20 protein-coding genes are annotated in these 21,911 nt (G+C 66.4%); 14 read left to right on the top strand and 6 right to left on the bottom strand.

Annotated features, from left to right (window positions below):
- Positions 1–4: 4 nt before the first annotated feature.
- The 3 genes from F0A17_RS12255 to F0A17_RS12245 all read right to left on the bottom strand — a co-directional run bounded on the left by F0A17_RS12255 (position 5) and on the right by F0A17_RS12245 (position 2,780).
- Positions 5–1,612, bottom strand: coding sequence for a gamma-glutamyltransferase family protein (locus tag F0A17_RS12255; RefSeq protein WP_149328614.1), 1,608 nt, complete (start codon positions 1,610–1,612; stop codon positions 5–7).
- Positions 1,613–1,677: 65 nt separating this feature from the next.
- On the bottom strand, positions 1,678–2,208 hold the full coding sequence (locus tag F0A17_RS12250) for a chromate transporter (protein ID WP_149328613.1): 531 nt from the start codon (positions 2,206–2,208) through the stop codon (positions 1,678–1,680).
- Positions 2,205–2,780, bottom strand: a complete 576-nt coding sequence (locus tag F0A17_RS12245; RefSeq protein ID WP_149328612.1) for a chromate transporter — start codon at positions 2,778–2,780, stop codon at positions 2,205–2,207. The genes F0A17_RS12250 and F0A17_RS12245 overlap by 4 nt, the downstream gene beginning before the upstream one ends.
- A gap of 162 nt (positions 2,781–2,942) precedes the next feature.
- On the opposite strand from F0A17_RS12245, the gene F0A17_RS12240 reads away from it, so the two are divergent.
- A complete protein-coding gene (locus F0A17_RS12240; RefSeq protein ID WP_149328611.1) occupies positions 2,943–3,602 on the top strand; it encodes a GntR family transcriptional regulator in 660 nt (219 codons plus the stop codon).
- Here the strand turns inward: F0A17_RS12240 and F0A17_RS12235 are convergent.
- Positions 3,599–4,216 (bottom strand): IMPACT family protein, encoded by a 618-nt coding sequence (locus F0A17_RS12235; RefSeq protein ID WP_149328610.1) that lies wholly within the window; start codon positions 4,214–4,216, stop codon positions 3,599–3,601. The two genes, F0A17_RS12240 and F0A17_RS12235, sit on opposite strands and share 4 nt — an antisense overlap.
- A complete protein-coding gene (locus F0A17_RS12230) occupies positions 4,216–4,698 on the bottom strand; it encodes a LexA family protein (protein WP_149328609.1) in 483 nt (160 codons plus the stop codon). Before F0A17_RS12230 ends, F0A17_RS12235 begins: the two co-directional genes overlap by 1 nt.
- Before the next feature lie 202 nt (positions 4,699–4,900).
- On the opposite strand from F0A17_RS12230, the gene ccmA reads away from it, so the two are divergent.
- The 13 genes from ccmA (at position 4,901) to F0A17_RS12165 (ending at position 19,764) form a co-directional block, all read left to right on the top strand.
- Positions 4,901–5,545: a cytochrome c biogenesis heme-transporting ATPase CcmA gene (gene ccmA, locus F0A17_RS12225; RefSeq protein ID WP_149328608.1), complete on the top strand. Its 645-nt coding sequence runs from the start codon at positions 4,901–4,903 to the stop codon at positions 5,543–5,545.
- Entirely contained in the window at positions 5,532–6,269 is a 738-nt protein-coding gene (gene ccmB / locus F0A17_RS12220; RefSeq protein WP_149328607.1) for a heme exporter protein CcmB, read from the top strand. The genes ccmA and ccmB overlap by 14 nt, the downstream gene beginning before the upstream one ends.
- A gap of 14 nt (positions 6,270–6,283) precedes the next feature.
- Entirely contained in the window at positions 6,284–7,024 is a 741-nt protein-coding gene (locus F0A17_RS12215) for a heme ABC transporter permease (protein ID WP_149328606.1), read from the top strand.
- The gene (gene ccmD / locus F0A17_RS12210; protein WP_149328605.1) at positions 7,024–7,251 is read left to right on the top strand and encodes a heme exporter protein CcmD; all 228 of its coding nucleotides are present in this window, start codon (positions 7,024–7,026) and stop codon (positions 7,249–7,251) included. Before F0A17_RS12215 ends, ccmD begins: the two co-directional genes overlap by 1 nt.
- Positions 7,241–7,744 (top strand): cytochrome c maturation protein CcmE, encoded by a 504-nt coding sequence (gene ccmE / locus F0A17_RS12205; protein ID WP_149328604.1) that lies wholly within the window; start codon positions 7,241–7,243, stop codon positions 7,742–7,744. Before ccmD ends, ccmE begins: the two co-directional genes overlap by 11 nt.
- Positions 7,745–7,756: 12 nt before the next feature.
- Positions 7,757–9,763 (top strand): heme lyase CcmF/NrfE family subunit, encoded by a 2,007-nt coding sequence (locus F0A17_RS12200; RefSeq protein WP_149328603.1) that lies wholly within the window; start codon positions 7,757–7,759, stop codon positions 9,761–9,763.
- Entirely contained in the window at positions 9,760–10,293 is a 534-nt protein-coding gene (locus F0A17_RS12195) for a DsbE family thiol:disulfide interchange protein (protein ID WP_149328602.1), read from the top strand. Before F0A17_RS12200 ends, F0A17_RS12195 begins: the two co-directional genes overlap by 4 nt.
- The gene (locus F0A17_RS12190) at positions 10,284–10,757 is read left to right on the top strand and encodes a cytochrome c-type biogenesis protein (protein ID WP_149328601.1); all 474 of its coding nucleotides are present in this window, start codon (positions 10,284–10,286) and stop codon (positions 10,755–10,757) included. The genes F0A17_RS12195 and F0A17_RS12190 overlap by 10 nt, the downstream gene beginning before the upstream one ends.
- Entirely contained in the window at positions 10,754–11,983 is a 1,230-nt protein-coding gene (ccmI, locus tag F0A17_RS12185; RefSeq protein WP_149328600.1) for a c-type cytochrome biogenesis protein CcmI, read from the top strand. The genes F0A17_RS12190 and ccmI overlap by 4 nt, the downstream gene beginning before the upstream one ends.
- Positions 11,984–11,988: 5 nt before the next feature.
- A complete protein-coding gene (smc, locus tag F0A17_RS12180; RefSeq protein ID WP_149328599.1) occupies positions 11,989–15,483 on the top strand; it encodes a chromosome segregation protein SMC in 3,495 nt (1,164 codons plus the stop codon).
- 223 nt (positions 15,484–15,706) lie between these two features.
- Positions 15,707–17,305, top strand: coding sequence for a cell division protein ZipA (gene zipA / locus F0A17_RS12175; RefSeq protein WP_149328598.1), 1,599 nt, complete (start codon positions 15,707–15,709; stop codon positions 17,303–17,305).
- 132 nt (positions 17,306–17,437) lie between these two features.
- The gene (gene ligA / locus F0A17_RS12170) at positions 17,438–19,498 is read left to right on the top strand and encodes an NAD-dependent DNA ligase LigA (protein ID WP_149328597.1); all 2,061 of its coding nucleotides are present in this window, start codon (positions 17,438–17,440) and stop codon (positions 19,496–19,498) included.
- Positions 19,495–19,764 carry a YheU family protein gene (locus F0A17_RS12165; protein ID WP_149328596.1) on the top strand — a complete coding sequence of 90 codons (270 nt, stop codon included), beginning with the start codon at positions 19,495–19,497 and terminating at the stop codon, positions 19,762–19,764. Before ligA ends, F0A17_RS12165 begins: the two co-directional genes overlap by 4 nt.
- An 81-nt stretch (positions 19,765–19,845) precedes the next feature.
- Here the strand turns inward: F0A17_RS12165 and mnmC are convergent, their stop codons facing one another.
- Complete coding sequence (gene mnmC / locus F0A17_RS12160; protein ID WP_149328595.1) at positions 19,846–21,870, bottom strand: bifunctional tRNA (5-methylaminomethyl-2-thiouridine)(34)-methyltransferase MnmD/FAD-dependent 5-carboxymethylaminomethyl-2-thiouridine(34) oxidoreductase MnmC; 2,025 nt, start codon at positions 21,868–21,870, stop codon at positions 19,846–19,848.
- Positions 21,871–21,911 lie beyond the last annotated feature (41 nt).

Below are 21,911 nucleotides of genomic sequence, written 5' to 3'. Positions count from 1 at the left end.
GCGACTACCAGGGCAGTACGGCGCCGTCGGTGCGCGATTCGGTGCCGCCGCACATGACCCCCGTATCGCCATTGCGCAGGATCACTTGGCCGCGGCCGAAGCTGATCGAGTCGCTGGCCTTGGCGATGTCGTGACCGCGCCGGGCTAGCGCCTGGGCGAGATGATCCGGGAAGTGCGGCTCGACCTCGATTCTTTTGCCTCCGGTCCACTTCCAGCGTGGCATATCCAGCGCCGCCTGCGGATTGAGATGGTCGTCGAGCAGTGCGGTGATGACCTGGACGTGCCCTTGTGGCTGCATGAACCCGCCCATGACGCCGAAAGGACCGACCGCACGATCCCGCAAAGTGATAAAGCCGGGAATGATGGTATGGTAGGTGCGCTTGCAGGGCGTCAAGGCATTGGCATGCTCGGGGTCAAGCGAGAACGACCGGCCGCGGTTCTGCATGCTGATGCCGGTACCCGGCACCACGATGCCCGAGCCGAAGCCCATATAGTTGCTTTGTATGAATGACACCATGTTGCCATCGCTATCGGCGGTGGCGAGATAGACGGTGCCGCCCATGACCGGATCGCCGTGCTGCGGGTTCAACGCGCGCTCTCCGACCAAGCCGGCGCGGGTATGCAGATAGGCATCATCCAGCAGTTGCTCCACGCTGATGCCCATGGCCTTGTGCTCGGTGATGTAGCGCAGCCCATCGACATAGGCGAGCTTGGTGGCCTCGATACGTCGATGTAGGGTTTCCACCGGGTCGCGTCCCTCCGCCCCCAGGCGTTCGAGCATGCCGAGCGCCTGCAGCGCGATCATCCCACTGCCGTTGGGCGGGATCTCCCAGATGTCATGGCCGCGGTAGCGCGTGCTGATCGGCGTGACCCACTCGGGCTCGAATTTCGTCAGATCCTCACGGCGAAGCAGGCCGCCTTGCTCGCGGAAGAAAGCGTCGATGCGTTCGGCCAGCTCGCCCTCATAGAATGCCCTGCCGCAAGTATCGGCGATGGTGCGAAGCGAACGAGCATGATCGGGAGCGGCCCAGCGCTCGCCGGGGCGAGGGGCGTGGCCACTCGGGGCGAAGGTATCGAACCAGGGCTTCAGCGCTGGATCATGGCTGCGGCGATAAGTATCGAAGGCCTCTTCCCACATCTGGCTGACGACCGGGGATATCGGAAATCCTTCTTCCGCCAGGGCGATGGCGGGGGCCAGCAGGTCAGCGAAGGGCAGCTTGCCAAAGCGCTGAGACAGCGTCGCCCAGGCCGCCGGTGCGCCCGGCACGGTGACCGGCAGCACCCCATGGTCGGGCATCCGCTCATGACCCAGCGCCTTGACGGCCTCTATGGTGGCGGCCTGGGGGGACGGGCCGCTGGCGTTCAGCCCATGCAATTGTTCCTCGATCCAGACAATGGCAAAGGCATCACTGCCAATGCCATTTGAAGTCGGCTCTACCACCGTCAGGGCCGCGGCCGTGGCAATCGCCGCATCCACGGCGTTACCGCCCTGCTGTAGGATGTGTATGCCGACCTGTGCGCCGAGAGGCTGCGAAGTGGCCACCATGCCGCGACCTCCGAACGTGGCCATTCTCCGGGAGGGGCTGGGATAATAACGGGCATCGTGCTGCATCTCGAATTCCTTGAATGGGGTGAGGCGTGGTAACGAATCGCCCGGGGGCATGCCGAGTGCACAAGTCAACCGAGGAAGAGCCCCCCATAGACCAGCGCGGCCAGTATCACGAAAGCGGGATGCAGACGGAAGCGCAGCAGGGCGATCGCTGAGGCCGCACCTATCAACAGTGTATGCAGCAGGCCGGCACCGACCAGCCCCTCGCTGAAGAAGCTCCATGTCAGCCAGGCCATCATCACGGCGATAACGGGGCGCACCCACTGGCTCATGCGCTTGACCCGCGGCGAGTGGCGATGACGATAGAGCAGCCCGAGTGCGCCCAGCATCAGCAGTAGCGACGGCAACACGGTGGCGAGCACCGCGATCAGGGCGCCGGCGATGCCGGCCACGTCATAGCCGACATAGCCGGCCATCTTGGTGGCGATAGGGCTGGGCAAGGCGTTGCCCAATGCGAGAGTCTCGGCGAATTCCTGGGCGCTCATCCAGCCATAGCGGCCCACGACTTCCGCCTCGATGAGGGGAATGATGGCCGGGCCGCCGCCATAGCCGATAATGTTGGGAATGAAGAAGGCCAGGAACAGCTCAAAGTAGATCATGGGGTTGCCTGTTCGTGGCGGTGCGTCGGCCGCAGCAGCAGGGCAGTGAACAGCAATACACCGATAATCGCGCCGGGATGGATCCCCACGAGATAAATCAGAGCGCCGGCCACGATCGCCATGGCCAGGCTAACTCCCCAACCCAGAGCCATTCTCGACTTGTTCCAGAAGTCCATCGTCAGCTGTCCCATCATGACCATGACCACCGGCACCACGGCCTGCCCCATGCCATGGATCCAGGCCACGTCGCGATAGTGGCTGAATATCGCCAGTAGGGCGTTCATCGTCACGATCATGGGCAGGACCACGGCGATCACGGCGATGAGACAGCCAGCCACCCCGGCGATGCGAAAACCGATGTAGCCCGGCATCTTCGTGGCAATGGGGCCGGGCAGCATATTGGCGATGGCCAGGATGTCGACGAACTCCTCGTCGCTGAGCCAGGCATGGCGCTTGACCACCTCCTGTTGTACCAGTGGAATCATCGCCGGGCCGCCGCCGAAGCCGAACAGGCCGGTGCGGAGGAAGGCCCAGAACAGGTCGGCGTAAGGCGCTTGGGCGGGGTGGGACATGGGGGCATCCTGCATGGGTTGAATAGACCTGCTTGTTCGTCTCATTGTCTAAAGACTATCGAATAATCGATTATTGGGGCTAGAATAGAGTTACGCCGGAAAAGGCGTCAACTGCGGCTGGCTGCCTGGTGGTGGCTCGCCGATTCGTGACGAGGAGGGGGCATGGAGCTACCGGAGCGCCAAGGGCGCATGACGACATCCAGCCGTATCTACGACATCCTGCGCCAGGATCTGGTCAATGGTCGCTTCGAAGCAGGGGAAAAAGTGGCGATCAGTGCGCTCCGTGAACGTTACGATGTCGGCCTGAGTCCGCTGCGCGAAGCGCTCAATCGACTGGCGGCCTACGGTCTGTTGATTCAGGAGAATCAGCGGGGCTTTCGTGTGCCGCGTCTGGAACGGCGTGAGTTGGAAGACGTGGCAAGCCTGCGCCGGGAGCTCGAAGGCATGGCGTTGGAGCGAGCCATTCTACTGGGCGATGCGGAGTGGGAATCCGAGCTCCTGGCCGCGGCCCACCGATTGAAGCGTGCCGACATGGCCGGGCGGGGCGAGGAGTGGGAGCGGCTGCATGTACGTTTTCATCGTACCCTGGTGGCCCCGTGCGGCTCGATTTGGCTGCTGCGTTTCATTGAGCAGTTGCACGATCAATTCGACCGCTATCGTCGCCTCGCCCCGGAGGCTCCCGAGGTACGGCGGGTGCTGGATGCCCAGCACGACGAACTGGTCAGGCTGGCGTTGGAGCGTGACGGCGGGGCAGCCCGGCAGTTGATGGACGACCACATACATCGCTCCTATGAGGTGGCCTTGTGTGGCATCAAAGCCTAATCAAGGCATCGCGTGAGGCGCCCGCGCAGTCTGGCCTCGAGCGATGACAGGTCGACGTCGGCGTCGCGCGGCCAGCCGACGGTGAGGATGACGCCATTACTGGCATAGTCGGCCGCCTCGACGGGGATGTCGCGGCTCTCGAGCCAGGCGCGGGCCTCGGCCTCGCCGGCGAAATCGACCCCGAGCCGCAATGCAGTGCGTTCCACCACCTCGCGTCGGGGCAGCGTTTCCAGACCTTGGGCCACGGCTTGGGCATAGGCGCGGGCGAGGCCGCCGGTACCCAGCTTGGTGCCGCCGAAATAGCGGGTCACCACGCAACCCACCTGACCCAGTCCGGCCCCTTCCAACACTTGGTACATGGGGCGACCGGCGGTACTGCCGGGCTCGCCGTCGTCGGAGAAACCAATGGCGTTCTGCTCGCCCGGTGGTCCGGCAATGTAGGCACTGCAATGATGACTGGCATTGGGGTGAGCGCGTCGGGCCTCGGCCAGTACCGCCTCGAAGGCCGCCGCATCCGGGGCGTGGCAGAGCCAGGCGATGAAGCGGCTCTTTTCCACCTCGGTGAGGCTCTCCCGCCAAGTGCCGATGGGCAAGTCGGGGACAGGATAGCGCATCAGTGGGTCAGCTCGCGCTCAAGGCCCTGCTGGCGCACCACGCCCATTACCATGCCGATGACCTGGATATCGCTATTCTTGAGGTAGATAGGCGGCATGCTTTCGTTCGCCGGCTGCAAACGGACGCCGTTCTTCTCGATATAAAGCTTCTTCAGCGTGACTTCCTGCTGGTTGATGAGGACGACCGCGGTTTCGCCGTTCTCGGCACTCTCCTGGCGCTCGATGATGATGACGTCGCCGTCGAAGATGTTGCAGTCGATCATCGAATCGCCGCGGACGCGCAGGGCATAGGTGTTGCGCCGCACCATGCAGGAAGGGGCGCGGATGACGCCGCCGGTCGGGCAAGCCTCGATGGGCAGGCCCGCCGAGACGTCCCCGAGCAGAGGCACCTCGATGAGATCGGTGGGCTCGATGGTGGCCCATGATTCGGCGATGGCGTGATTCGGGCGTCGGTACAGGTACTTCGTGGAAGGCGTGGACACGGCATTTCCCTCCTCTGATCGACCCTGTGGAAATTTACAGGTAAGAGCATCATATCAGCCGTCTCGTAAGTGGCAAGTTCCAAGCGCATTCGACTGACTTGACCTGAGGCAAGGGTGGCGCCGTGACGCACCTGGATCGCTAGCGGCAAAAAGCCTTTCAGTGTAGCATCGGCGGCGAATTCAGCCTTCCCGGAGAGTGCCGTTGAGCCTGCGTCTGCAAGGGCAAAACCTGGCTTGCGAACGTGACGACCGCTGGCTGTTCCAGGGGTTGAACCTGGACATTCAGGCGGGCGAGATCGTCCGCGTGGAAGGTCCCAACGGCAGCGGCAAGACAACGCTGCTCAAGATTCTCTCCGGTCAGCTGGCGGATTACGAGGGTGAGCTGTTCTGGGATGGCCGACCGATGCGCGAGGCCCGCGAGGTCTTTCTGTCGAACCTGCTTTACCTGGGACATGCGCCGGGCGTCAAGGCGGCGCTCACGCCATTGGAGAACCTGGCTTGGTACCAGGCGCTGGCCGGTCAGCGTGGAGGCGAGGCGGCTTGCTTCTCCGCACTGGAAGAGGTGGGTCTGGCCGGCTTCGAGGATGTGCCGGCCGGCCAGCTCTCCGCCGGCCAGCAGCGCCGTGTGGCATTGGCGCGTCTCGTGCTTGCGCCGCGCCCGCTATGGGTGCTCGACGAACCCTTCACCGCGATCGATCGCGACGGTGTCGCGGCGCTGGAACGGCGACTGATCGAGCATGCCCGGGCGGGCGGCTGCGTACTGGTCACGACCCATCACGAACTCACGCCCTGCGCCGAGCTGCGACGCATCCGCCTGGGTGGGGGAGGGCTCGATGCCGGCAACTGACGGGGCGCTGACGAAGGAGGTCCGGGTGGCGTGCGAGGAACCTCGCGGCGGTTTGGCTGTCGCAGTGTGGGCAACGCTCAAGCGTGATTTGATGCTGCTGCTGCGTCGGCGTAGCGAGGTGCTCAATCCGCTAGTTTTCTTCGCCATCGTGATCACCCTGTTTCCGATCGGCATCTCGCCCGATCCGGCCTTGTTGGCGGCCATCGCTCCCGGTCTGCTGTGGGTGGCAGCATTGCTGGCGGCCCTGCTGTCGCTGGACAGCCTGTTTCGGGCCGACTACGACGACGGCTCGCTGGAGCAGCTGTTGCTGACACCGCAGCCGCTTGCGCTGCTGGCCCTGGCCAAGGTGGCGGTGCACTGGCTGTTGACCGGTCTGCCCCTGGCGTTGATGGCACCGGTGCTGGGACTCATGCTGGCGCTGCCGGCAGGCAGCTATCTGGTGTTGGCCGCCTCACTGGCACTGGGCAGTGCCAGTCTCAGTCTGATTGGTGCCATCGGAGCGGCGCTGACGGTGGGGCTTTCTCGCGGTGGCGTACTGCTGTCGCTGCTGGTATTGCCCCTGTATATACCGGTGCTGATCTTCGGTGCCGGTGCCGTTCAGGCAACCATTTTCGGCGATGGCGTGCTGGCGCATCTGGCGATTCTCGGCGCTCTGCTGGCGCTGGCCCTGATCTTCGCGCCACTGGCGATCGCGGCGTCGCTGCGCATCAGTATCAACGGTTGAGAGGTTGACGAGGCATGTGGGCCTTCATAAACAAGTTGCGTTCCCCTAAATGGTTCTACGCCATCAGCGCGCGCCTCCTGCCCTGGTTCTGGGCGGCGGCGCTGATCTTGATCGTCACCGGTGCCATTTGGGGGCTGCTCTTCGCGCCGGCCGATTACCAGCAGGGCAACAGTTTTCGCATCATCTACGTGCATGTGCCGGCTGCCTTCCTGGCCCAGTCGATCTTCGTCTCCCTGGCAGTGACGGGCCTGGTCTTCATGGTGTGGAAGATCAAGATCGCCGACATGGCAGCCACCGTGATGGCGCCGCTGGGCGCCGCCATGACGTTCATCGCACTGTTCTCCGGCGCGGTCTGGGGCGTGCCTACCTGGGGCACCTGGTGGATGTGGGACGCGCGTCTCACCTCGATGCTGATCCTGCTGTTCCTCTATCTCGGCGTGATCGCCCTGCGCGGCGCGTTCACCAGCCGCGACAGCGCCTCGCGCGCGGCCTCGGTGTTGGCCATGGTGGGCGTCATCAATATCCCGATCATCAAGTACTCGGTGGACTGGTGGTACACCTTGCACCAGCCCGCCACCTTTACCGTCACCGGGCGTGCCGCCATGCCGATGGAGATGTGGTTGCCGCTGTTGATCATGGTGCTGGGCTTCTACAGCTTCTTCATCGCCCTGACCCTGATGCGCACGCGCAGCGAGATCCTGCGCCGCGAGGCCAGCAAGCGCTGGGTGCGTGAGCTGGCCGCGGAGGCGAAGTGATGGCATTCGACACCTTTCAGGATTTCCTCGCCATGGGTGGGCACGCTCCTTACGTCTGGTCGGCCTGGGGGCTGACCGCCGTGCTGTTGCTGGGCGCCGTGTTCCACGCCCGCTTCGAGCGCCGTCAGGTCCTGCGCCAGTTGCAGCGTCGCGCGCGCCGCGACGCCCATCAGGCCGGACGTCAACCGATTCAAACTAGCAGGGGTGGAAGCACCAATGAGGCCTAAACGCAAACAGAAGCTCTTCATGGCCCTGGGTCTGGTGTCGCTCGCGGCAATCGCCGTGGGGCTGACGCTCTACGCGCTGCGGGCCAATATCAATCTGTTCTTCAGCCCGATCCAGATCGCCGCCGGCGATGCGCCCTACGAACGCCAGATCCGCGCCGGCGGCATGGTCAAGGAGGGCAGCGTGGCGCGCAATCCGGACAGCCTCGACGTCGAGTTCACCGTGACCGACTACGTCGAGGAGGTGCGCGTGCATTACAGCGGCATCCTGCCCGACCTGTTCCGCGAGGGGCAGGGCGTGGTGGTGGTCGGCCAGCTTCAGCGTGACGGTTTTATCAAGGCCGACCAGGTCCTGGCGCGCCACGACGAGAACTACATGCCCCCCGAAGTCTCCGAGGCACTCGAAGCGGCCGGCTATTCACCCGCCGACTATCAGGCCAAAGCCGCCGAGGTGGCCAAGCGTGTCGAAGAGCGAGAGGGCGCGAGCCAGAATTGATCCGGAGACGTCATGTTCATTCGTATGATCCCTGAAATCGGCCACTTTGCCCTGGTCATCGCCATGCTGATGGCCGCGGTGCAGGGCGTGATGCCGCTCGCCGGCGCCGCGCTGCGCCGGCCGCTGTGGATGGCATATGCCCGTCCCATGGTCGCCGGTCAATTCCTGTTCGTGGCCATCGCCTACCTGTGCCTCACGGCGAGTTACCTGCTCGATGACTTCAGCGTGGCCAACGTGGCCAACAACTCCAACTCGATGCTGCCCTGGTACTACAAGTTCAGCGCCGTGTGGGGCAATCACGAGGGCTCGGTGCTGCTATGGAGTCTGATGCTGGCCGGCTGGAGCTACATGGCGGCGCGCTTCTCGCGTGAGCTGCCGCGCGACATGGTGGCACGCGTGGTCGGCGTGCTGGGGCTGGTCGCCGTCGGCTTCCTGGCCTTCGTGCTGGTCACCTCCAACCCCTTCGAGCGCCTGCTGCCGAACATGCCCAGCGATGGCGCCGATCTCAATCCGCTGCTGCAGGACATTGGCTTGATCCTGCATCCGCCGATGCTCTACATGGGGTACGTGGGCTTCTCGGTGGTCTTCGCCTTCGCCATCGCCGCCCTGCTCGGCGGTCGCCTCGATGCGGCCTGGACGCGCTGGGCGAGGCCTTGGACCAACCTGGCCTGGGCCTTTCTCACCGTGGGCATCGCGCTGGGCAGCTGGTGGGCCTATTACGAGCTGGGCTGGGGCGGCTGGTGGTTCTGGGATCCGGTCGAGAACGCCTCGCTGCTGCCCTGGCTGACCGGTACCGCGCTGATGCACTCACTGGCGGTCACCGAGAAGCGCGGCTCGTTCAAGAGCTGGACCGTGCTGCTGGCGATCTTCACCTTCTCGCTGTCGCTGCTGGGCACCTTCCTGGTGCGCTCCGGCGTGTTGACCTCGGTGCACGCCTTCGCCAACGATCCCTCGCGTGGCTTCTTCATCCTGATACTGCTGGGTATCACCGTGGGGCTGTCACTGCTGATTTTCGCCCTGCGTGCCCCGCGGGTCAGCCAGCGCACCGGCTTCAACTGGTTGTCGCGCGACGCCCTGCTGCTGATCAACAACATCCTGCTGGTGATCATGACCGTCACCGTGCTGATGGGCACCGTCTATCCGCTGCTGCTCGACGCTCTCGACCTGGGCAAGATCAGCGTGGGGCCGCCGTACTTCAACGCCCTGTTCGTGCCGCTCACCGTCATCATGTGCGTGTTCATGGGCCTGGGGCCGACGGCGCGCTGGAAGCAGACCGACCCGCGCATGCTGGCCAAGCGGCTGTGGCTCGCCGGCGTTGCGGCGCTGGTCATCGCGGCGATCATGCCGTTCGTCATCGGTGGCGAGTGGAACGCCTGGGTCGCGCTCGGTCTGGTGGCGGCGATGTGGATCGTGCTGCCGACGCTGCGCGATCTCTACGACAAGACACGTCATGCCGAGTCGTTCGGCGCGGGGCTCAGGAAGCTGTCGCTGGCCTACTGGGGCATGCAGCTCGGTCACCTGGGCATGGCGGTCACCATCATCGGCGTGGCCGTGGTGTCCAACTTCGAGATCGAGCGCAACGTGCGCATGTCGCCCGGCGACAGCGTCGAGGTCGCCGGCTACACCTTCACCATGAACGAGCTGACCAGCCGACGCGGGCCCAACTACATCGCCGATGGCGCCGAGATCGAGGTGCGTCGCGGCGACAGTCGGCGCAGCTTCACCATGACGCCGGAGAAGCGCGTGTACATCGCCCGCGGCATGCCCATGAGCCAGGTGGCGCTGCGTCCCGGCCTGTTCCGCGACCTCTACGTGGCCATGGGCGAGGACCTGGGCGACAACAGCTGGGCCATGCGCGTGCAGTACAAGCCGTTCGTGCGCTGGTTGTGGCTCGGCGCACTGCTGATGGCCATTGGCGGTGTGTTGGCGGTGATCGACCGGCGCTATCGGCGCCTGGCCACGGCGCGCGATCCCGAGGGCAAGACGCGCGAAAGCGCAGTGCGGGAGGCCACGGCATGACGCGTCGTCTGTTACTGTCACTTCCGCTGCTCGGCTTCCTGATGCTGATGCTGTTTCTCTACTTGGGGCTGGGTCTCAACCCGTTCCATCGCGAATCGAGGCTGGTCGAGGAGGCGCGGGCGTTCCCGGCCTTCGACCTGACCACGCTGGAAGATCCCGAGCGCCGTGTCGACGAAACGCTGATCCAGGGCGACGTCACCCTGGTCAACGTCTGGGGCGAGTGGTGTCCCGAGTGCAAGCGCGAGATGCCGCAGCTGCTCGACCTGGCCGATCGCGGCGTGCGCCTGGTCGGCGTCAATTGGAAGGACACCCGAGACAAGGCACTGGGTTTCCTGGAAGAGTTCGGCGATCCGTTCGAGGTCAATATCTTCGATCCCGAAGGCGAGCTCGCCTTCGAGCTGGGCGTCTACGGGGCACCGGAATCCTTTCTGGTCGACGGCAACGGCATCATTCGTTACCACCATACCGGTTACATCTCGCCGTCGGATCTTCGCGAACACATCCTGCCGGAGGTGCAAAAATGGCAGTGATCCGTTGGATGCTGGCCGTCACGCTATGGCTGCTGTTGGCCGGTCTGGCACAGGGCGCCGCCATCGAGGTGCGCGAATTCGACGACCCGGTGCTGGAGAAGCGCTACCACAGCCTGACGGCCTCCATGCGCTGCCCCACCTGTCAGAACCAGGCGATCAACGATTCCGATGCGCCCGTCTCCGGCGATATGCGTGACCGCGTCTACCAGCTGCTGCACGACGGTCGCTCGGACATGGAGATTCGCGATCACATGGTACAGCGATTCGGCGACTACATTCTCTACAACCCTCGTCTGGAAGGCCGCACCTACTTGCTGTGGGGGCTTCCTGCGGTGCTGGTCGTGCTCGGCGGCATTCTGGTGATGCTGATGGTGCGCGCGCGGCGCAACGCCTCGTCACGCGCCCTCAGCGAGCATGAGCGCCAGCGCCTGGAAATACTGATCAACCGGGGGGACGGCCAATGACCGTACTGTGGCTATCCTTCGGCCTGCTTCTGCTGCCGGCGCTATGGCTCCTGGTGGCACCGATGCGGCGTGCGCATCGGGTGCACGACGCCCAGGCCAACTTCGAGGCCAACGACCGCGCCGCCGAGCAGAACGTGGCGATCTACCGGCGTCGCCTGGCGTCGCTGGAGGCGGCGCTGGAGCGCGGCGACATTGACAGGGCGCAGTTCGACGAGGACCGGCTGGAGCTTGATCGCAGCCTGCTCGAGGACACCGAGAACCTGACCCGCAAGCCGCTGCAGTCTCCTGCCGCGGGACGCTTCGCGGTACCCGTCGTGGCGCTGACGCTGGTGATTTCGGCCATGCTCTGGTACCAGCACGAGGGTGCCGAAGGCGATCTGCGCTTGTACGACGCCTTTCAGCAGAGCGATTCGCTGCCGGCGCTGCTAGAGCGGCTGGAGCAGGAGGCTCGGCGCCAGCCGGGCAACGCCGATGTCTGGGCTACCCTGTTTCCGCTCTACCGCGACTCGGGCCAGGGCGAAGCCGCCATCGGCGCGCTGGACCGCTTGATCGAACTCGAGGGCCGCGCGCCTTCGCTGCTGGCGCAGAAAGCGCAGCTGATGTTCTTCATGGCCGACCGTCGCCTGACCGACGACGTACAGGCGCTGGTCGACGAGGTGCTCGAGCGCGATTCGCGGGAGCCCACCATTCTCGGCCTGCTCGGTGTCCATGCCTTTGACGGGGGCGACTACGAGCAAGCCATCTCCTACTGGCGCCGCGCCATCGCCGGCATGTCCGACTCGCGTTCGTCGCAGGCGCTGCGCGAGGGCATTCGCATCGCCCAGCAGCGGCTCGGCGTCGCCCCCGAGGAGCAGGAAGCCGCTGTTTCCCAAGGGCCGGGCGTGCGCGTGAACGTCAGCCTCGCCGAGGAGCTTCAGGGCTTGCTCGACGACGACACCCGTGTGTTCGTCGTGGCCCGCGACATGGAAGGCGAACTGCCCCCGCTGGCGGTGGCCCAACTGACCCTGGGCGAGCTGCCGACCACGCTGGTACTCGACAACCGCCACGCCATGTCTGACGCGGCAAGACTGTCCCAGGCCAGCGAGGTGCGCCTGCTGGTCCGTGTGACCAAGAGCGGCGGGGCCACGCCCGAGGCGGGCGACATGTACGGTGACGTGGAAGGCGTGCCGGTGGGCGACGTTGAAGGCGAGCCCGTGGAGGTCGTGATCGACCGTATCATAGAATAGCCGGGATGCGACTCACCTCGATCCGCCTGAGCGGCTTCAAATCCTTCGTCGACCCGGTCACGGTGCCCTTCGACGGCAACATGACCGCGATTGTCGGCCCCAACGGCTGCGGCAAGTCGAATATCATCGACGCCGTGCGCTGGGTCATGGGCGAATCCTCGGCCAAGACCCTGCGCGGCGAATCGATGACCGATGTCATCTTCAACGGCTCCACCGCGCGCAAGCCGGTGGGGCAGGCCGCCATCGAGCTGCGCTTCGACAACAGCGACGGCACCATGGGTGGCCCCTACGCCCAGTACGCCGAGATCGCGGTCAAGCGCCAAGTCAGCCGCGACGGCCAGTCCAGCTACTTCTTCAACGGTCAGAAGTGTCGCCGCCGCGATATTGCCGATCTCTTCCTGGGAACCGGCCTCGGGCCGCGCTCCTACGCCATCATCGGCCAGGGCATGATCTCTCGGCTGATCGAGGCGCGCCCCGAAGAGCTGCGCGCGACCCTCGAGGAGGCCGCCGGCATCTCCAAGTACAAGGAACGTCGTCGCGAGACCGAGAACCGCATGCGTCGCACCCGCGAGAACCTCGAGCGTCTCGAGGACATCCGCGAGGAACTCGACAAGCAGTTGGAGCGGCTCAAGCGCCAGGCCGAGGCCGCGCGCCGCTACCAGACTCTCAAGCAGGAGGAACACCGGCTCAAGGGCGAGCTGGCGCTGCTGCGCGGTCGTGCCCTGCGTGCTCGGCAAAACGAGGAGGAGAGTCGCGTACGCGAGCTGGAAACCGCCGTCGAGCGCGAGACTCTCGGCCTGCGCCAGTGCGAAACCCGCCTCGAGGAGGCGCGTGCCGACCATGACGCCTTGGCCGAAACTCTCGAGGCGCGCCAGGCGCGCTTCTTCGAGACCACCGGGGCCATTGCCCGGCTCGAACAGAGTCTGGAGCACGCCCGCAGCCGCGAGGGCCAGCTGTCCCGAGATCTGGAGAGCGCTCGTCACGAGCTGGTCGAGCTCGAGCGTCTGGGCGAGAACGATCGTGAGCGATTGCTCAGGCTCGATGAGCGCCTCGAAACCCTGTTGCCGGAACAGGAAGAGGTCGCCGAGCAGCTCGCCGAACTCGAAGCGATGCTGGAGGAGGCCGAGCCTGGCGCCGAAGAGGCCGAGCAGGCTTTCGAGACGTTCAACGAAGGCTGGCGCGAGGCCAGCCGCGAGGCGGAGCGCAGCCAGGACCGGCTGCGTGAGCTCGAGGATCGCCTGGCCCGGCTCGAGGCGGATGCCCAGCGACGCCGCCAGCAACAACAGGAGCTTCCCGACCTGGCCGAGCTCACCGCGCGGCGCGACGAGCTGAAGGAGCGGCTGGCGGAGTTCGGCCTGGTCCAGGAAGAGGTCGAGGCGCGCCGTGAGCGGCTTCAGGCCGTTCGCGAGGAGGCCCGAGAGGCGGCCGTCGCGCTGGAACGCGAACGCGAATCCGAACGCGCCCGGCGCAGCACGCTGCAGGGCGAACTCGCCTCGCTCGAGGCGCTGATCCAGGCGGCGCTCAACGATCCCGACGAAGCCCTGACCGAGCACTTGGCGGCCCATGGACTGAGCGAGCTGCCGCGCCTTGGTGAGTCGCTCGACGTCGATCCCGGCTGGGAAACGAGCGTCTCCTGGGTCCTGGCGCCTTGGCTCAAGGCGCGCCTTGCCAAGCCCGAAAATGTTCGCGGGGCCAGCGCTACGCCGCCCGCCGAGCTGGGAGCGTTGTCCCCTCACGGCGGAGTCGAGGCGCCGCCGCACAGCCTGGCGGCCCGTGTGCGCGGCGCCGGTGCCGCCGCGGCCTGGTTGGTGCCGATCCGCTGCGTCGACAATGACGACCAGGCATGGAGCGCGCGGGATGGCCTGTCCGCCGGCGAGAGCCTGATCACCCCACAGGGCCTGTGGCTGGGGCGTGATTGGGTGCGCCACCGCGGCCAGGGGGCCGGCCCCGATGCGCTACTGGTCAGCCGTCGCCGCTTCGAGGAGGTGGCGGCCGAACTCGACCGGGTTGAAGCCGCCCTGACGGAGCGAGATGCGACGATCGCCGCCGAGCGTGAACGCGCCGAGCAGGCCGAACGCGAGCTGGAAGCGATTCGCCAGGAAGAGCGCCGTCTGGCGGGCGAGCAGCAGCAGCTGGCGGTGCAGGACAGCGGCCTGGCCAGCCGGCTGGAGCATCTTCAGGGCCGTGCGGGGGAACTCGCCGAGGAGCTCGAAGGCCTGCGCGAGTCGGCCGAGGAGGCGCGCCTGGCGATCGAGGAGGCGCGCGAGCAGTGGCAGCAGGCCATGGCGCGCCTGGAAGAAGGCGCCGAGCGGCGCGAGCGGCTAGAGCGGGAGCGCAGCGAGGCACGTGAAAGGCTGGCGTCGCTGCGCTCCCGCCAGCGGCCGTTGAACGAGCGCGCCCAGCAGCTGGCGCTGGAGTATCAGCGGCTCTCCACCGAGCGCGCCGGCCTGGCGGAGCAGCAGGGGCGTAGCGGCAACGCCCGTGAACGCCTCCTGACGCGCTGCGAGGAGCTGACGGAGGCGCTCGAGGCGTTGCGTGAGCCCGACGAGGAGCAGCGCGAGAAGCTCGACGATCTCCTCCATCGGCGCGAGAGCGATGAGCGCGCGCTGAACGAGGTGCGAACGCGCGCCGCCGAGCTGGTGGAACGGCTACGCGAGGACGAACTGGCGCGGCAGCACCACGAGCGCAATCTGGAAGGGATCCGCGAGCGCCTGCAGGAAGCGCGCATGCAGGTGCAGGCGCTGGCGCTCAAGGCCGAAACCCAGGACGAGCAGCTTGCCGAACTTGGCCACGAGGCCGCGGCGCTGGCGGCCGAGCTCGATCCCAACGCCACCGAATCGGCATGGCAGACGCGGCTGGAGGAGACTGGCGAGCGCATCCGCCGGCTGGGGGCGATCAACCTCGCGGCCATCGAGGAATACGACCAACAGGCCGAGCGACGCAACTATCTCGAGGCCCAGCAGTCAGAACTCAGTGAGGCGCTGGAGACCCTGGAGCGGGCGATTCGACGGATCGACCAGGAAACGCGGACCCGCTTTCGCGACACCTTCGAGCGGGTCAACGAAGGACTGCAGTCTCTTTTTCCGCGAGTCTTCGGTGGTGGAACCGCGTGGTTGACGCTGACCGGGGAGGATTTGCTCGACACCGGCGTGGCCATCATGGCACGCCCGCCCGGCAAGAAGAACAGCACCATTCATCTTCTCTCGGGTGGAGAAAAGGCATTGACGGCATTGTCGTTGGTATTCGCTATCTTCCAGCTCAATCCGGCCCCTTTCTGCATGCTCGACGAGGTCGATGCACCGCTCGATGATGCCAACGTGGGTCGCTATGCCAGACTGGTGAAGGACATGTCGGAGTCCGTTCAGTTCATCTACATCACCCATAACAAGATCGCCATGGAAGCCGCCGAAAGGCTCATGGGGGTTACCATGCAAGAGCCGGGCGTGTCCCGCCTGGTGGCTGTCGGGGTGGAGGAAGCCGCCGCTTTGGCCGAGGCGTAAGGGGCTTGAAAGAGAGGGGCAAACGCGTTATCAGAAGGTCCGACGCGGATTACGGGCCCATTCGAAAAGCGAAAAGACAGGTAAAGGCGCAGGGTCGATTGAACTCTCGGATGAGAATGCCGGGGCTTGACAATTAAAAAAGTAGCCCTTTTTTTGGCAATCGCGCTATGCTGTTGTCGGACATCCATCCGGCATGGCGCCCTAGTGATAGGCAAGACGACCCATGGAACTTAGAGAATGGCTGATCATTCTGGGGCTGGCCCTGGTGACCCTCATCGTTGTCGATGGGGTGCGTCGCCTGAAACGTCAGCGCCGAGTGCCCCGCCTGGACCAGGCAGGGGATAACAACAACCAAGGCAATGGCCATGCAGAGGCCGATGACGATACCAACTGGGAGTTGCCGAATGGCGGCGCTCGCGTCGTCAGTCCTGCCCGCTACTCCGAGGTAAGAGAGAAGCCCAAGCTGGAGCGTCAGGCCCATCCCGGGCCTTCTCGCGTACTGGCCGGCTTCAAGGGTGGCCGCGACGCGGGAGCGGAGGCGCCACCTCGCGCCTCCGCGCCTCCCTCCGGAGCGGCGTCGGCCATTTCTTCGCCGGAGCCCGCTTCCGAGCGCAGCAGGGTCGAACCTGCACGGGCCGAACCGGAACGTCATTCCGCCGAGCGCGCCGAAGCGTCTCGAGCCGCGCAGGCGAGCGAAGCCGCCGAGGCCGGTGCGACGCCACGTGAAGCGGCGGAAGTCGCAGCCCCCGTGGAGGACACGCATGCCGGACCCGCCATGGCCGAGCCGGCGGCGGAGACGCCGGAGCCGACCGAGACGCGTCGTGAGCCGACCCTGCGGGCACTCGACGATGAGGTGCCGGTCGACGCCAAGGGAGAACCGCTAGCCGCCGACCCCGAGGACCACGACGCCGATCTCGACGAAGACGAGCGCTACCGCCTGGTCGATCTGGAGGGCATGGGCGATTCCTTCAAGAACGGTTCCCGCCGTATGGGGGAATCGGTGCAGCGCTTCGGGCTTTCCATGCAGCAGCGCCTGGCCAAGCGTCGCGAACAGAAGCGAGAGGAGAAGGCACGCCGCGAACAGGCGCGTGCCGAGAAAGCCGCTCGTGAGGCAGAGCGTCGGCGTCAGGAGGCCGAGGCCCAGGCGGCCCTCGAGGCAGAGCGCCGCCGCCAGGAAGCCGAGGCCATCGAACGGGCCGACGATGACGACCCGCTGTTCGCCCCGCCGCGTTCGCGCTCCGCCGAGCCGAGCGATGTCGAGCCTGTAGCCGCCCAGGCGCCCGGTTCCGAAGACGATGTGGTGCGTGCGCACCCGACGCTGGCCAGAGCCCTGCGCCACGACGTCAACGCCGAGCGTGCCCGCGAGACCCTCAGTCAGGCCGACGAGGTCATCGTCATCAGCGTGCTGTCGCGCGACGAGGAGGGCTTCTCGGGCGAGGCGCTGCTTGACCTGATGCTGGCCTGTGGCCTGCGCTACAGCAGCAGCATGGGCATCTTCCACCGCTTCGAGACCGAGGACCCCGAGAGCGAACTGCAGTTCTCCATGGTCAACGTGCTCAAGCCGGGCACTTTCCCCATCGAGGCGATGGACGAGTTCCGCACGCCGGGCGTCACATTGCTGATGCCGTTGCCCGGTGCGCTGGATACCGCCGCGGCCTTCGAAGCGATGGTCGAAACCGCTATGGTCATCGTGCGCAATCTGGGCGGCGAACTGAAGGACGAGAATCACAGCGTCATGACCGCCCAGACCGTGGAATTCGCCCGTCAGCGCGTTCAGGAGTTCGAGCGGCGCAATCGCCTGAACCGCTATCAGGTGAATTAACGCCAAGCCGTAAGCCTGAAGCTGGAAGACAACCCCCGGTGGCATCCCACCGGGGGTTGTCGCTTTGGTAAGCTAGGGACCATGCTGGCTTCGAGCTTCGCGGCCTTCGCTATAAACCGGAACCAGGACTCCATGAACCAGCCCGACCAGGACTTTTTCACCGACGTTGCGCGGCTGCGCGCCGAACTCGACGATGCCAACTATCGCTATTATGTGCTCGACGAGCCGTGCCTCACCGACGCCGAGTACGATCGTAAGCTGCGCCGACTGCAGGAACTGGAAGCCGAACACCCCGAGGTGGTGACGCCCGATTCGCCCACCCAGCGGGTCGGGGCACCGCCCGACGCGGGCTTTCCCGAGGTGCGGCACGCCGTGCCCATGCTATCGCTGGACAACGCGCTCAGCGAGGAAGAGGTCGAATCTTTCGTCAAGCGAGTGGCAGACCGCCTGGAAACCGAGGGTGAGACCATCCGATTCTGCTGCGAGCCCAAGCTCGACGGAGCCGCCGTATCGCTGGTCTACGAACAGGGCGTGCTGATCAGCGGTGCGACCCGTGGCGACGGGCGCACCGGAGAAGGCATCACCTCCAACCTGCGCACGTTGCGCTCGATCCCGCTCAGGCTACGCGGCGATGCTCCCGAACTGCTCGAGGTGCGCGGCGAGGTGATCATGAGCCATGCGGGCTTCGAGCGGCTTAACGATCGGGCGCGCGAAGAGGGCGGCAAGGTGTTCGCCAATCCTCGCAACGCGGCCGCCGGCAGCCTGCGCCAGCTAGACCCGGGCATTACCGCCACCCGGCCGCTGGAATTCAGCGCCTACCAGGTGGCGCGCGTCGCGCCCGACCCGGGCGATGCCAGTCACAGCGAGCTCATGGCGCATCTCAAGGGCTTCGGTTTTCGCGTCAGCCAGCAGCTCGCGGTAGTCACGGGCAGCCGAGGCATCATCGACTATTGCCGGCGCCTGGGCGAACAGCGCGATGCGCTGGGCTACGACATCGACGGCGTGGTGATCAAGGTCGACGACCTGAGACTACAGCGCGAACTGGGCTTCGTCGCGCGTGCCCCGCGTTGGGCCATCGCTTTCAAGTTTCCGGCCCAGGAGGAAACCACCCGGCTCAACGACGTGGAGTTCCAGGTCGGCCGTACCGGGGCGATCACGCCGGTGGCGCGGCTCGAGCCGGTCTCGGTGGCAGGCGTCACCGTGTCCAATGCCAGCCTGCACAATGCCGACGAGATCGCGCGGCTCGGCGTCAAGATCGGCGACACCGTGGCGATCCGCCGTGCCGGCGACGTCATTCCCCAGGTGGTGCGCGTGCTCAAGGAGCTGCGCCCCGATGACGCCCGCGAGATCGTCTTTCCCCGCCACTGTCCGGTGTGCGAGTCCGAGATCGAGCGGCTCGAGGGCGAGGCGGTGGCGCGCTGCTCCGGCGGGCTCTACTGCGCCGCCCAGCGCAAGGAGGCGCTCAAGCACTTCGCCTCGCGGCGGGCGATGGATATCGACGGTCTGGGCGAGAAGCTCATCGATCAACTGGTCGAGCTCGACTGGGTCAAGTCGCCGGCCGACCTGTTCCGTCTTGAGGCCGAGCGCCTGGCGGCGCTACCGCGCATGGCCAAGAAATCCTCCGAAAAACTGGTGGCGGCACTGGAAAAGGCCAAGTCCACTACCTTGCCGCGTTTCATCTACGCGCTGGGCATTCGCGAGGTGGGTGAAGCCACGGCCGCCAATCTGGCGCGTCACTTCGGTACCCTGGATGCGCTGATGGCCGCCGAGCAGGCCGATCTCGAAGCGGTGGAGGATGTCGGTCCGGTGGTGGCGACCCATGTCCATATTTTTTTCCGCCAGGAGCACAACCGCGAGACCATCGAGGAACTGCGTGCGCTGGGTGTCATCTGGGCGGAGGAGAGCATCGGCGAGCGCCCGCAGCCACTGGCCGGGCAGACCTGGGTGCTCACCGGCACGCTTGCGAGCATGACCCGCGACGAGGGCAAGGCGCGCCTGCAGGCCCTGGGGGCCAAGGTGGCCGGCAGCGTGTCGAAGAAGACCGCCGCGGTGGTCGCGGGCGAAGCCGCCGGCAGCAAGCTGGCCAAAGCCCAGGCGCTCGGGGTCGAGGTGCTCGATGAAGCCGCTTTCCTCGAGCGGCTGATGGCCGGGGAGCGCGGCGAGGGCAAGCAGGACGAGGAGGACCGGGCATGAGTGGACGTTTCGTCGAGGTGCCGCATCGAATGCTGCCGCCGGAGACGCTGGAGGCGTTACTGGAGACTTTCGTCACCCGCCAAGGGTACGACACCACTGACACCGGCGAAGGCATGCGCGGCTGGGTCGTCGAGCTCAGGCGTCAGCTCGAACGCGGCGAGCTGATCATCGCCCACGACCTGCAGACCGAGAGCACCGAAGTGATGACGCTCACCCAGTGGCGGGCATTCGGCCGCGACCTGGCCGATGACGAGGAGGAGGGCTAGCGCTGGCCCGGAGCCGCCAAGTCGGCGACCTCGCCACGGCGGTGCCCATGGCGTCGGGTCCAGGTCCGATCCCCGGAGACGTTAGCCGCCGCGAACGATATCGCGCACGACGCGTCGCCCCGGATGCAGATGATCGGCTAGCGGCCATTCCAGCGGCAGCGGCTCGTCGCACATTCTCGAGGCGATCAGTTCGGCGCACAGCGGTGCGCTGGCCAGGCCGCGCGAACCGTGGGCAGCGCTGATCCACAGCCCCGGATGGTGTCGCCCCGGTATGTTGGGGATGCGGGTGGCATCCTTGCCCAGCGCGGCATAATCGCGACGCCAGGCGTCGGCATCGGGCACCGGCCCGGCATAGGGCGACTTGTCGGGACTTGCCGCGCGCACGCCGGCGCGGCCGGTGCACGCGGTCGGTTCGAACGCCACGCCGACGTCGCGCAGTAACTGCGCCAGAGCGGGCAGGCCGCGCTCCAGCTCGGCGAGATTGGCGGCGTGATCGGCCATGCGCAGATCCGTTTCCGCCTCGTTGGGCTGAAAGGTGGCGCCGAAAGTGAGCACGCCGTCCAGCGGCGGTGAGACATAACCGCCGCCGCACACGACCCGCGTCAGCGTGGGCGCCTCTTTCGGCAAACGCAATTCGCTGACCTGGCCGCGCACCGCCTGCAGCGGCAGGCGCGCCGTCTGAGCGAAGCGATTGGCCGCCACGGCGTTGGCGATGACCACCTGGTCCGCTTCAAGACTCCCTCCGTTCGACAGCGCCAGGCGCCACCCCGCAGCGGTTGTCGTCAGCGCCGTCACCTCGGCGCGGCGAAAGACGATGCCCGGCGCCGTGGACAGAAACTCGCACAGCGCCGCAGGGCGCACCCAGCCGGCGCTGGGATAACTCAGCCCCGCGTAGGCGACCGGAACGCCCGCCAGGCCACTCGCCTCAGTGGCGTCCACGTCGGTCAGCAGCGTTCGGGGCAACCGCTGAGTGGCGAGGAAGCGTGTCTGGCGCGCCTGTTCGCGCTCGTTCATGGCCAACTGCAGCAGCCCGCTCGGTGACCACAGCCGATGGTCGGGGTCGAGTCGCTCGAGCCAGCGCAGGCTGTATTGCAGCCCGGCCAGGTAGGCACGGCTCTGGTCGTTGGGCTCGGCCGCCAGCTTGACGTAGAGCGCCCCCTGGCGGTTGCCCGAACCGCCGGCACCGGGCGCCTCGCGATCGAGCAGGCTCACGTCGATGCCGCGGCGCGCCAGGGCGCGTGCCATGCTGGCGCCGGCAATGCCGGCGCCGATCACCGCCACGTGTCGCACCGGGCGTGGCGCCGGCGGAACGAACCAGGGGGTGGCGCGGCGGCGCATGGCGTCCGCGTCACTGGCCGGTTTGGCGATCTCGCCGACCAGCATCTCGCGCTTACGCCCGTAGCCCGGCACCTTGCGCCAGGCGAAGCCGGCCGCGGCAAGCCCGCGCTTGACCACGCCGGCACAGGTGAAGGTGGCGAAGCTCGCGCCCGGGTGCGAGCGTGCAGCCAGGGCAGCGAACAGCTCGGGACGCCACATGTCGGGGTTCTTCGACGGCGCGAAGCCATCCAGGAACCAGGCGTCGACCCGCCCTTCGAGCAGCGCCAGACGCTCGGCGGCGTCACCGAAGTGCAGGTCGAGCGTCACCCGTGCGTCGAGTTCCAGGCGATGCACGCCCGCCACCGGTTCTGGCCATTGACGCAGCAGCGCCCCGGCGCGCGATGCAAGATCCGGCCAGGCGCCAAGTGCGCGAGCCAAGTCGTCGCGGGCGAGCGGATAACGCTCGGTGGATACCAGATGGAGCCGGGCCGACGCGGGGGCATGCGTATCGAAGCAGGCCCAGGCGCATAGCATGTTGAGCCCGGTGCCGAAGCCGGTCTCACCGACGATGAAGGGACGAGCATGCGCCCAGTTGGCGAAGCGCCGCGCCAAGTCGTTGCCGGCGAGGAAGACATGTTCGGTTTCGGCGCGGCCGTCGTGGCGCGAGAAGTAGACGTCGCCGAAGCGTGCCGACAGGGGAGCGGCGTCACCGGCCTCGTCGGTCGACCAGTCGAGGCTTGCGGTCTCCAGGCCGGTCAGCGGCGGCAAGGAGGCGTGGGATGGCGGCATGAGGCGTCTCGTGGTGGACTCGGGGCTTCGCTGGGTGCTCA

Origin of the sequence: Billgrantia pellis (assembly GCF_008297955.1) — a bacterium.
Lineage (GTDB): Bacteria > Pseudomonadota > Gammaproteobacteria > Pseudomonadales > Halomonadaceae > Halomonas > Halomonas pellis.
This window is presented reverse-complemented; position numbering and strand designations above follow the sequence as displayed.

Bases quoted from the DNA above. Each gene is read 5' to 3' on its own strand.
- F0A17_RS12255 (WP_149328614.1), bottom strand. From the start codon at position 1,612: ATGCAGCACGATGCCCGTTATTATCCCAGCCCCTCCCGGAGAATGGCC.
- F0A17_RS12250 (WP_149328613.1), bottom strand. From the start codon at position 2,208: ATGATCTACTTTGAGCTGTTCCTGGCCTTCTTCATTCCCAACATTATC.
- F0A17_RS12245 (WP_149328612.1), bottom strand. From the start codon at position 2,780: ATGTCCCACCCCGCCCAAGCGCCTTACGCCGACCTGTTCTGGGCCTTC.
- F0A17_RS12240 (WP_149328611.1), top strand. From the start codon at position 2,943: ATGGAGCTACCGGAGCGCCAAGGGCGCATGACGACATCCAGCCGTATC.
- F0A17_RS12235 (WP_149328610.1), bottom strand. From the start codon at position 4,216: ATGCGCTATCCTGTCCCCGACTTGCCCATCGGCACTTGGCGGGAGAGC.
- ccmB (WP_149328607.1), top strand. From the start codon at position 5,532: ATGCCGGCAACTGACGGGGCGCTGACGAAGGAGGTCCGGGTGGCGTGC.
- F0A17_RS12215 (WP_149328606.1), top strand. From the start codon at position 6,284: ATGTGGGCCTTCATAAACAAGTTGCGTTCCCCTAAATGGTTCTACGCC.
- ccmD (WP_149328605.1), top strand. From the start codon at position 7,024: ATGGCATTCGACACCTTTCAGGATTTCCTCGCCATGGGTGGGCACGCT.
- ccmE (WP_149328604.1), top strand. From the start codon at position 7,241: ATGAGGCCTAAACGCAAACAGAAGCTCTTCATGGCCCTGGGTCTGGTG.
- F0A17_RS12200 (WP_149328603.1), top strand. From the start codon at position 7,757: ATGTTCATTCGTATGATCCCTGAAATCGGCCACTTTGCCCTGGTCATC.
- F0A17_RS12195 (WP_149328602.1), top strand. From the start codon at position 9,760: ATGACGCGTCGTCTGTTACTGTCACTTCCGCTGCTCGGCTTCCTGATG.
- F0A17_RS12190 (WP_149328601.1), top strand. From the start codon at position 10,284: ATGGCAGTGATCCGTTGGATGCTGGCCGTCACGCTATGGCTGCTGTTG.
- ccmI (WP_149328600.1), top strand. From the start codon at position 10,754: ATGACCGTACTGTGGCTATCCTTCGGCCTGCTTCTGCTGCCGGCGCTA.
- smc (WP_149328599.1), top strand. From the start codon at position 11,989: ATGCGACTCACCTCGATCCGCCTGAGCGGCTTCAAATCCTTCGTCGAC.
- zipA (WP_149328598.1), top strand. From the start codon at position 15,707: ATGGAACTTAGAGAATGGCTGATCATTCTGGGGCTGGCCCTGGTGACC.
- ligA (WP_149328597.1), top strand. From the start codon at position 17,438: ATGAACCAGCCCGACCAGGACTTTTTCACCGACGTTGCGCGGCTGCGC.
- F0A17_RS12165 (WP_149328596.1), top strand. From the start codon at position 19,495: ATGAGTGGACGTTTCGTCGAGGTGCCGCATCGAATGCTGCCGCCGGAG.
- mnmC (WP_149328595.1), bottom strand. From the start codon at position 21,870: ATGCCGCCATCCCACGCCTCCTTGCCGCCGCTGACCGGCCTGGAGACC.